Source organism: Clostridium puniceum, from assembly GCF_002006345.1.
GTDB classification, from domain to species: Bacteria; Bacillota; Clostridia; order Clostridiales; family Clostridiaceae; genus Clostridium; species Clostridium puniceum.
Window position 1 is genome coordinate 1 of record NZ_LZZM01000027.1, and the last position, 9,356, is coordinate 9,356.

Below are 9,356 nucleotides of genomic sequence, written 5' to 3' on the forward strand. Positions count from 1 at the left end.
ATATATTTACAAAGCTGCCGCAAGCGGTACGCCGATAGAAGAAATTTTTGAGTCATTAAAAATAGCCTAAGAATCTGTTTTTTTTATTCAACTGTAAAATTATTCAAGTAAAAATGCACTATTATAGTATTATATTGTATGTAATTATTTTTCTTTGCTTAGGCCTGATTTTATCATATAATCACCTCTATAATTTCAACTTTTTTGAACTTATTAAAATTCATTGCTATTTGCCTTATTTCATTTTATCTAAAGTATACGTTTTACTCATGTAGGGATACGTTAATCTATTAAATTAAATATATCATAGTATTATAGTATATATTTAATTTAATAAAAAAGCTACTACTAGTTATAGTCGCTTCGAAACATTTGAGACTATTCTTATATCAATAACTAAATGTTGTTGATTAAATCCCGTACAACTAAAAAAAGCTTCATAAGCTTTAATTCCATAGCTTATGAAGCTTTTTTTAGTTGTACTTCTGTTGGCATTTCTTGATTTAATTCTCTAGCAATCTTACTTAATCTTAAATAATCACCTGATGTTAATGTTGGATTACTATATAAAATATTTATCATGGTCATCTTAAAACTTTTTGAACTTAATATTCTATTAATAAATTTTTTCATAAAATTTATCTCCTCCTTAAATTTTTATTTAATTTCTATCTTCATGATATACCACTTTAAATAAAAACTCAAAGTAAAAAAATACTAGATATCGTTTTATAATAAATAAAAACTTAATTATACATATCATGTTTTTTTATATTTTCGCCCTTTTCCTTGTAACTCATATCATTTATAGATACTATTTTGAAGTTTCCATTTTCGTATTCAACTAATGAAACACTAGAATTTTCAATATTTTCAATATTAGCCTCTTCATGTAGCTCTTTAAGTAAATTTCTGAGCATTCCTCCATGTACAACTAAAAGTGCATTTCCTCCACCAGCTGCTGAAATTTCTTCACTTATATTATTAATCCCAGTCATTATTCTACCAATTAATTTTTCATAATTTTCTGCTGCTCCTGTTTCATCTAAAGATGAACATGCATCAGCAAAAGCCCTACCAAAGTTAGGCATTTTAAATGCTTCTTCAAAAGACTTAATATTTAAGTATCTAAAAATGTCTTCAAACATTAACTTTTCAATTTCACCTTCATATTTACCAAAATACATTTCTCTAAGGTCAGTAACTTCATTTACTTCTAACTCATTATTTATTTTGTTTGCATTTATTATTATTTTAGCAGTTTTTATAGCTCGCCCAAGATCACTGCTGTAAACACCCTTAAATTCAATATCACTAAGTCCAAGTGCTACATTTTCTGCAACTTTTACTCCATCCTCTGTAAGCACTCCATCACACCAGCCTTGAACTCTTCCTGCTTTATTTATTATAGTTTGTCCATGTCTCATTAAATATAATGTAACTTTTCCTTTTTCAGTTTGAGTATTATTTTTTATTTCCATTGCAATCACCCTTTTGTTATCTATTTGTATATATTATATAATAAATTTACTTAATTTAATAATTCTATCTAAAATTCAATATATTTTTAACATGAAATATAATATCCCCTACGACCTATGATAAGTTTATTATAAAACTAAAAGCTTTTAGTTTTATAATAAGCGCAAAAAATACAGCCAAATAAATGACTGCACTTTAATAAATTTATGTTATAAAAATTATACTATACAAAGAGATTTTATCTTATAATTAATTTATTTCCTTATAAGTTGTCTTGATAAATTTTTACATTTAAAGCTGTTTCCCATTCTTGCATCTTTGAATTATATGCAATTTCCTTTTTTTCTTCTATTAATGCTTCCTTAAGTTTATCTTTAACATCATTAAATGGAATTACTTCTCCACTTTTCAATCCAGTTGCCTTAATTAAATGATATCCAAATTGACTTTTTACTGGGTTTGAAACTTGACCTTCTTTTAAATTCTTAAATCCTTCTACAAATTCTTGAACTAATTGTGTTGTATTATATTCTACAAATCCTAAGCTACCACCATTATTTTTACTGCCTGGATCTATTGAATTAGCTTTAGCTAATGTTGCAAAATCAGCACCTGCATCTAATTTAGCTTTTAAATTTTTAGCTGTTTGTTCATCTGCTACTAATATATGTGCTACAGTTGCACCTGCACCCTTTTTAAATACCGTATCCTTATTTTTATCATAAGATGCTTTAACTTCATCATCTGTAACTGTAACATTCTTCACAATTTCGTCTTGCACTGTTTTTGCTATAATTGAACTATTTAAAAATTCTCTATATTGACTTTCGCTGATACCATTTTGTTTTAGAAGGTTTTCATATTGTCCTTGTCCTGAATATTGAGCTTTTAACTTACTTATTTCACTATCAATTAGTTTATTTATATCATTATCCGTTGGTTTAAGATTTAATTCTGCTGCTTTTTTCAAAAGTATTTTTTCAGCTACTAGTTTATTTAATTGTTGTTTCTTTATATCTTTTATTGTAGTTTTAAGATTACTATTACTTGCATAATCAGCTCCATATTTTTCTTTTAACTGAGCATCATAGCTGTTCATTACCTTATTTAAATCATCTTCCATTATATTTTCATTCCCAACAGTTGCTAGAATTACATTCTGTATCCACGCACCATCTGAACCCAGTTTATATCCATCTATTATAGTATTATTTGCCATATATCCATTAGAATTAAAATAATACCATTTTCCATCAATAAGTTTCCATCCAGTCACCCATGAATCTCCATCCACATACCACCATCCAGAATTATATTGTTTCCATTCTGCACTTGCAGTTATTGGATTTATTGTAAACACTGAACCTATTACGATTAAACTAGCTATTAATTTTGTTAATTTTACTTTTTTCATTTACTTTCCCACCTATTCTTACTTTTTACCTTATTTTAACACATATATTAAATATTTAAAATCATTTAGCAATAAATTACCTATTATAAATACTATTTTAACTTTTAAACTTTATAAATTCCACATGGAATTTATAATTAAAATAATTTATTTTATAAATTTGGAATTATTAACAAATATAATTATAGTATAATATGTATATTGAATAATTTACATTTATGTAACTGAACACGTATTATTTATATTGGATTGAAAGGATGCACATATGAACATTATTATTGAACTCGGAAAAGTAAATGATATCGATGAATTAGAAAAGCTTTATAACGATTTAAATGATTATTTAGCAAAAGGAGTAAATTATCCAGGATGGTTAAAAGGAGTATATCCGATTCGCCAAAATGCTACTTTGGGAGTTTCAAATTCTAATCTTTATATAGCAAGATGTAATGAAAAAATTGTTGGTTCAATTATTTTAAACCATGAACCTGAGTGTGCATATTTCAATGCTAAATGGGCATTTGAGTCTGACTACTCAGATATTTTTGTTGTACATACCTTTGTAGTTCATCCAGATTTTCTGAAATGTGGTATAGGCAAAGCATTAATTAACTTTTCTGTAGAACATAGTATCAAGTCACAAGTAAAATCAATTAGGCTGGATGTTTACAAAAAAAACATTCCTGCAATCAAGTTGTATGAAAAATGCGGTTTTAAATATGTTGATACAGTTGATTTAGGTCTTGGAAATTATGGCTTGAATTGGTTCAAACTATATGAAAGACTGCTCTAAAATGAAAGTTTTTTAACTAAAGAAGGAATAAAAAATTATTACCTCAATCATTTTTTTATTCCTTGCTAATTATTATTTATAATTTTCTATTGAAATCTTAGCATGAAAAGTTTACAAACTGTCAGCTGTCTGATAATTTAAGAGTTTCTTTTACTTACTCGCAAGTATGAACATTCTCTGTTTAAAAAACGTATTAAACAAAGCAATAGAACGTCCTATGCCAGGCACGGCTATTAAAGTTCCTAGACCAATTCCTACAACTTTTCCTCCAAAAAACAAACCTATAGTAACAGCAATAATAACAGATGATATATCTACAACGTTCTTTGCAAATCCAAGACTTTCTCCAATTCTCTCCCCTAATGCCAGCGTAAAACCATCTGCTGCATTTGGAACAAGCTTCATTTCAACTGAAATAGCCACACCTATTCCAGTAAGTATTATTGCCGCCCCAAGTAAAATTACTTTTAGTACAAAATTATCAACGTTTATTTTTATCATCTCATCAAAAATATTAATTACTCTACTGAAAATTATGCTCATAGGAATCTGTAATAAATCAAGTGTTCTAAATTTCTTTCCAATAAGTATTATCTGTCCAATTACAAACAATATATATACACACAAAGTGGCATTACCTAGATTAATTTTAAAGATTTGCGAAATACTATAAGGAATCGCATTAATAGGAGATACTCCCAACCCAGTCTTTGTATTCAAGGTAATTCCTAATGCAAGTAATATAAGTCCAATGATGTACATAACTACACGATAAAATTTCTTCACATATACACCTCCCTTCCGTATCATTTATATTTTAAAGTTTTCTTAATTTATTTTTCTAATAAATTCTTAAATACTTTATTATGTTCTATATCCTTACTCAGAGCTTGTATAACCCTAATAATTTTTTCTCCAGTTATTTTTTCTTCAGAATTTATAGCAATACCTATAACATATGCCTTTATTATCCTATAACTATTAATTAATGCCTTAACACTTTCAGTCAAGCTTTCACCTTTATTAAAAGGAACTAAATCCTTAAAAATCTGATTTACTATGTAATTTTCAAAAACATAGGAATAAGTTTCTAATTCTTTAAAATGCTTAGGTATATTCTCCAAATACCCAGAAATATCACTTGGACTAAAAAGCTCTTCTCCATTTGAAGCTGTGTTCTCAAAAACATTGTTGCATTTTAAAATTCCAGCTTTATATTCCTTGACACACTCTTTTAACTTCACACTTCGTATGTTTTTCAAAAGTTCATAATCTCCTAGTCTCCTATAAAATTCATTATCTTCACTAAAATTAATACCTTTTAAATTTTCATAATCAACTTCTTCATCATTAAAATTGTCCATTAACGCTTCAAAATCATCAAATGACTGTAAATTATTTTTTTCTTGAATTTGCTCATAAAAACTTTTAAGAATATTAAGTCTTTCCTCTATAGAAAAACTCCTATTTTGTATAATATTTATTGACATTAGCCTTATATCCCAAAAATATTGAAGAAGACTTTCTGTTCCATCAAAAGCTTCAGTATCAATAATTCTTCTTATTTCAATTTCCTCTTCTGATATTTCTTCAGTACTTTCAATAAACTCCATTTTATTTTTATTTAAAAGTGCCCTTGAACAGATTTCTATACAAGATGGTAATCCACTTTTTTCATAAATATTATCTACAATATTAAATACTCTAGGATAACTTCTGCAAGTTATGCAAAGATTTTCTTCACCAAAACCTCCATGTATATCACAAAGCATGTTTGAATTTAGAAATGGGCACCTGCTTTCATCTTTAAGAATCATAAAACCATGATTAAAAGAATCATGTTCATTCTTATTTTCAGTAAATTTTCTTTCCAGTAAGTGATTAAATTCCCCTGTACTATGAAGATACTTATTATAAGTATCTTCATCTATATTTATATCCCAGCCAGCACAGCAACTATCAGTACAACTTGAGCATATGCATTTAAATTCCGCCATATATTTAGGCAGAAAAATATTTATTTCCATAATTGACTCCAATCTCTTTTATATACATGTTGTAAATAAAATTATAATTTCATTGTAAAATAAATTTACCTATTGATATACTATTGCTCTTACTTCATCTTTTTCAATAAATGATTTTAATATTTCCAAAGTTATTTTTTTATTTTTATGCGGTTCCCATCCAGCGTTAGGTCCTATCTTTTCATTTTTAGCATATTCATAAAGATCGTCTAAATCATCAATATTCCATGGTCTTAAAATTATTCTCTCTGTTTTTAAAATCTTCATTACTTTTCTCCAACTAATTATAATTTAACTTGTCATTTTCCTAAATTATTTTTTAATTCATTTTATCAAACTTATAATTATAAAAATCACCATTATTATTCTATAAAAGCAATCCCTAAATCTATAAATAAATCATTTAATCTGCTTTTCTCTTTTTCTTCAACTTTAAAATTAGGACTATTTAAATAATGCTGTAGCACATCTGCATCCTTTAAAATTTCATCATATACACCATGAATTTCATATTTATCACTGTGGTTATATATCGACTTACAAATAATATTAATCTCTTCCTCTTCAAAACACTTAATCTCATTTAAAATTTTTCTAGCTTCTATAGCCCCAAGCTTTGAGTGATCACTGTTATACCCTAATTTATAACTTGATATGTCATGAAGCATTCCAGCAATCTCGCATAATTCTACATCTAATCCACGTTTAATTGCAAGCAATCTGCAAATAGATGATACTCCATATAAATGTACAAATCCACAATGTCTTTCTTCTAAATCAGAATTATTAATTAAAACATCATTAACAATTTTACGAATCTTTTCTAATCTACTCATAAATTCACGGCCTCTCTTTATTATAAGAAATTGATTTTAATTCACACTCTCAAAAAAATACTTTTATCACTGTCATATCTTGTTTTCATTCACTAACTGTATTATAAAATTCCTTTAATTCTCTCTTTACATCATCTGAAAGACTATGCCATCTAATTCCTTGTATTGCACCTTCTAATGCACACAGTCTATTGATGCAAGCTGAACTATCTATCCCTTTAATATATAGCCATGCTTGCTTACTTCCAGTTTCTTTTAACTGTTCAACACTTTTTATACCCACTTCATTAAGCTGCGCTTCTAACTTCGCTCCGATATTAGCCAATTTACTTAACTCTCCCACTAACTTTTCCCCCTTAATCAAATATAATTAATAAAAAATAGTATATATTTCTACTGACTAAAATTGACAACTTAAGTGCCTTAATTAGTTATATGCATTAAATTATAGATATAATTTTAATAGCTTATAATTTTATTTTTAGTTTTAACTATTTTATAGTATTATAGCATAACTTATAACTATTCTAATATTTTTAATTAATGCAACTAGGAAAACTACTTTTCAAGAATTTAAGGTGATAAAAATATATCATATCAAACGTAAACATATAAAAACAAAATCTTGAAAATAATGAATTAATAGTTTATAAACTAATTAATGTATTAGTTTATTGCGAAATTCCAATTCAAAAGTTTAAAATAGCAATTTATATTAAAAAAGGAAATAAAATATTAGATATACTGTATAAGAGAGGAGTTGTTTATATGAAAGCCAATACAGAGATAATTTCAAAAGTAATTAATTTTATAGAAGAAAATCTTACAACAGAAGAGAATTTAGATTTAGATAAAATAGCGGATACCGCCAATTATTCAAAATATCATTTGCACCGAATGTTCTCAAGTATTGTTGGTTGCACAATACACCAATATATTCAAAAGAGAAGACTTACTGAAGCGGCAAGACAGCTTGTTTACACAGATAAATCTATTATTGATATATCCCTTACTTCCGGATATGAAACTCAACAATCCTTTACTCTAGCCTTTAAAAGATTATATGAACAATCACCGCAATCATATAGAAAAAGGCAGATTTTTCTTCCTATACAATTAAAATTTGAAAAACAAAAAGTTAAGAATATTTCTTCTTATACAAATTTAACTATGAAATGCGAGGTGAAAGTAGCATGAGTTTAGTCCCATATGTAATTGAACAAACAAGCCGTGGTGAAAGAAGTTATGACATTTATTCAAAGCTTTTGAAAGATAGAATTATTATCCTAGGAGAGGAGGTCACTGATAACATTGCAAATATTATAGTAGCTCAGCTTATATTTTTAGAATCAGAGGATCCAGATAAAGATATTCATTTATATATTAATAGTCCCGGCGGCTCTGTAACCGCTGGGTTTGCCATATATGATACAATGAATTATATTAAATGTGATGTATCAACTATTTGTGTCGGCTTAGCAGCAAGTATGGGTGCTTTTTTATTGGCAGGTGGTGCAAAAGGCAAACGATTTGCTCTTTCAAATGCTGAAATTATGATTCATCAGCCATCTGGAGGTGCTAAAGGTCAAGTTACTGATATAAAAATTGCAGCTGATCATATTTTAAAAAATAAAAGAAATTTAAATAAAATTCTTGCAGCTAATACAGGAAAATCAATTGAACAAATCGAACTTGATACTGATAGAGACAACTTTATGTCTGCTGCTGAAGCAAAAGCTTATGGATTAATTGATGAAGTAATGAAATAAAAATTAATCTATATTAAATATTTATTAATAAAATATCACAGTCCTTTTATCGATAACTACTAATTGTCCACCTATTATTTAGCTAACTTCATAATATAAAAATCTTTAACTTTAAAGATAGTAGAGACTTTTACCTCTACTGTCTTTAATTTTTTATATTAAATTCCATTGCACAGAAATTCTTTTTAAGTAATTCACTTAAATACTTGTTCTCAATAATTCTTCTTATATATATCAACTTTCACGAACATAGCTTGGAACATCATCTTCTAATATTTTCCCCATTATAACAGTATTATAATACTTTCCATCCTTGTGAATGCGATCATTTATTAATATCCCTTCTTCTAAAAATCCATAACTTTTATATAATTGAATCGCTTTTGTATTTGTCTGTACTACATTTAATGAAATTTTTTTAATTCCTGCAGTATATGCCCAATTTAAAATATTTTGTATAAGTACTTTGCCAATTCCATAACCCCAAAATTCCTTTAATATACATATTCCAAACTCAGCTTTATGTCTAAATCTGCTTAATTTATTACCTTCTATTCGAGTAAATGCCACAATTTTTCCTTGAACCTCTGCAACAAGAAATAGGTTTCTATTACTTTTATTATCTTCATAAATAAATTCCTTAAAATCTTCTGGACTTAGTAGACCTTCACCAGCTTCTCTATCAAGATTTTCTGTTTCTCCATCAATTTTAACCCTTAATTTAGATAATTCATCTGCATCATATTTTCTTGGACATCTAAGTATCCAAGTTAACCTTTTACTTTCTATGTACTTATCTTCAATAATCATTTCTTCTCCTCCAAATGTAACTTCTTTTATTTTATTTTTTAATTAAATAATTAAAAACTTAAACTTTTTCATTCGAAAAATCCTTGAACTATCATTTATATTTTCTAATTTATTTTATACACAACAAAATTTTCAAATCTATTTTATGATATTTTCTTAACTATATAAGTTCTAATTAAGAAAGTTCATAATTTAGTTGGTTGTCTTATCCAATCACTCTAATAT

The 9,356-nt window shown here is 27.0% G+C and carries 12 protein-coding genes; 3 read left to right on the forward strand and 9 right to left on the reverse strand.

What is annotated here, in order from left to right; genetic code table 11:
• Positions 1-459: 459 nt before the first annotated feature.
• From CLPUN_RS27425 to CLPUN_RS02405, 3 genes are all read right to left on the reverse strand, one after another.
• Entirely contained in the window at positions 460-633 is a 174-nt protein-coding gene (locus tag CLPUN_RS27425; protein ID WP_158078680.1) for a hypothetical protein, read from the reverse strand.
• A gap of 113 nt (positions 634-746) precedes the next feature.
• A complete protein-coding gene (locus CLPUN_RS02400; RefSeq protein WP_077845781.1) occupies positions 747-1,481 on the reverse strand; it encodes a histidine phosphatase family protein in 735 nt (244 codons plus the stop codon).
• 263 nt (positions 1,482-1,744) lie between these two features.
• A complete protein-coding gene (locus tag CLPUN_RS02405) occupies positions 1,745-2,896 on the reverse strand; it encodes a peptidylprolyl isomerase (protein ID WP_077845782.1) in 1,152 nt (383 codons plus the stop codon).
• 265 nt (positions 2,897-3,161) lie between these two features.
• Here CLPUN_RS02405 and CLPUN_RS02410 point away from each other — a divergent pair, with 265 nt between their 5' ends.
• Positions 3,162-3,689 carry a GNAT family N-acetyltransferase gene (locus CLPUN_RS02410; RefSeq protein ID WP_077845783.1) on the forward strand — a complete coding sequence of 176 codons (528 nt, stop codon included), beginning with the start codon at positions 3,162-3,164 and terminating at the stop codon, positions 3,687-3,689.
• A gap of 150 nt (positions 3,690-3,839) precedes the next feature.
• Here CLPUN_RS02410 and CLPUN_RS02415 read toward each other — a convergent pair whose 3' ends face one another.
• From CLPUN_RS02415 to CLPUN_RS02435, 5 genes are all read right to left on the reverse strand, one after another.
• Positions 3,840-4,475, reverse strand: coding sequence for a YczE/YyaS/YitT family protein (locus CLPUN_RS02415; protein WP_077845784.1), 636 nt, complete (start codon positions 4,473-4,475; stop codon positions 3,840-3,842).
• A 47-nt stretch (positions 4,476-4,522) separates the two neighbouring features.
• Entirely contained in the window at positions 4,523-5,716 is a 1,194-nt protein-coding gene (gene fliB / locus CLPUN_RS02420; RefSeq protein ID WP_077845785.1) for a flagellin lysine-N-methylase, read from the reverse strand.
• A gap of 69 nt (positions 5,717-5,785) precedes the next feature.
• Positions 5,786-5,983: a GNAT family N-acetyltransferase gene (locus CLPUN_RS02425; RefSeq protein ID WP_077845786.1), complete on the reverse strand. Its 198-nt coding sequence runs from the start codon at positions 5,981-5,983 to the stop codon at positions 5,786-5,788.
• 95 nt (positions 5,984-6,078) lie between these two features.
• A complete protein-coding gene (locus CLPUN_RS02430; RefSeq protein WP_077845787.1) occupies positions 6,079-6,552 on the reverse strand; it encodes an HD domain-containing protein in 474 nt (157 codons plus the stop codon).
• A gap of 85 nt (positions 6,553-6,637) precedes the next feature.
• Positions 6,638-6,895, reverse strand: a complete 258-nt coding sequence (locus CLPUN_RS02435; RefSeq protein ID WP_077845788.1) for a TfoX/Sxy family protein — start codon at positions 6,893-6,895, stop codon at positions 6,638-6,640.
• Between the two features lie 425 nt (positions 6,896-7,320).
• Here CLPUN_RS02435 and CLPUN_RS02440 point away from each other — a divergent pair, with 425 nt between their 5' ends.
• Positions 7,321-7,749 carry a helix-turn-helix transcriptional regulator gene (locus CLPUN_RS02440; RefSeq protein ID WP_077845789.1) on the forward strand — a complete coding sequence of 143 codons (429 nt, stop codon included), beginning with the start codon at positions 7,321-7,323 and terminating at the stop codon, positions 7,747-7,749.
• On the forward strand, positions 7,746-8,321 hold the full coding sequence (gene clpP / locus CLPUN_RS02445) for an ATP-dependent Clp endopeptidase proteolytic subunit ClpP (RefSeq protein ID WP_242954025.1): 576 nt from the start codon (positions 7,746-7,748) through the stop codon (positions 8,319-8,321). Before CLPUN_RS02440 ends, clpP begins: the two co-directional genes overlap by 4 nt.
• 234 nt (positions 8,322-8,555) lie before the next feature.
• Here the strand turns inward: clpP and CLPUN_RS02450 are convergent, their stop codons facing one another.
• Positions 8,556-9,131 (reverse strand): GNAT family N-acetyltransferase, encoded by a 576-nt coding sequence (locus CLPUN_RS02450; RefSeq protein WP_077845791.1) that lies wholly within the window; start codon positions 9,129-9,131, stop codon positions 8,556-8,558.
• Positions 9,132-9,356 lie beyond the last annotated feature (225 nt).

Coding starts and splice junctions, on each gene's coding strand:
- CLPUN_RS27425 (WP_158078680.1), bottom strand. CDS start 633: ATGAAAAAATTTATTAATAGAATATTAAGTTCAAAAAGTTTTAAGATG.
- CLPUN_RS02400 (WP_077845781.1), bottom strand. CDS start 1,481: ATGGAAATAAAAAATAATACTCAAACTGAAAAAGGAAAAGTTACATTA.
- CLPUN_RS02405 (WP_077845782.1), bottom strand. CDS start 2,896: ATGAAAAAAGTAAAATTAACAAAATTAATAGCTAGTTTAATCGTAATA.
- CLPUN_RS02410 (WP_077845783.1), top strand. CDS start 3,162: ATGAACATTATTATTGAACTCGGAAAAGTAAATGATATCGATGAATTA.
- fliB (WP_077845785.1), bottom strand. CDS start 5,716: ATGGAAATAAATATTTTTCTGCCTAAATATATGGCGGAATTTAAATGC.
- CLPUN_RS02425 (WP_077845786.1), bottom strand. CDS start 5,983: ATGAAGATTTTAAAAACAGAGAGAATAATTTTAAGACCATGGAATATT.
- CLPUN_RS02430 (WP_077845787.1), bottom strand. CDS start 6,552: ATGAGTAGATTAGAAAAGATTCGTAAAATTGTTAATGATGTTTTAATT.
- CLPUN_RS02440 (WP_077845789.1), top strand. CDS start 7,321: ATGAAAGCCAATACAGAGATAATTTCAAAAGTAATTAATTTTATAGAA.
- clpP (WP_242954025.1), top strand. CDS start 7,746: ATGAGTTTAGTCCCATATGTAATTGAACAAACAAGCCGTGGTGAAAGA.
- CLPUN_RS02450 (WP_077845791.1), bottom strand. CDS start 9,131: ATGATTATTGAAGATAAGTACATAGAAAGTAAAAGGTTAACTTGGATA.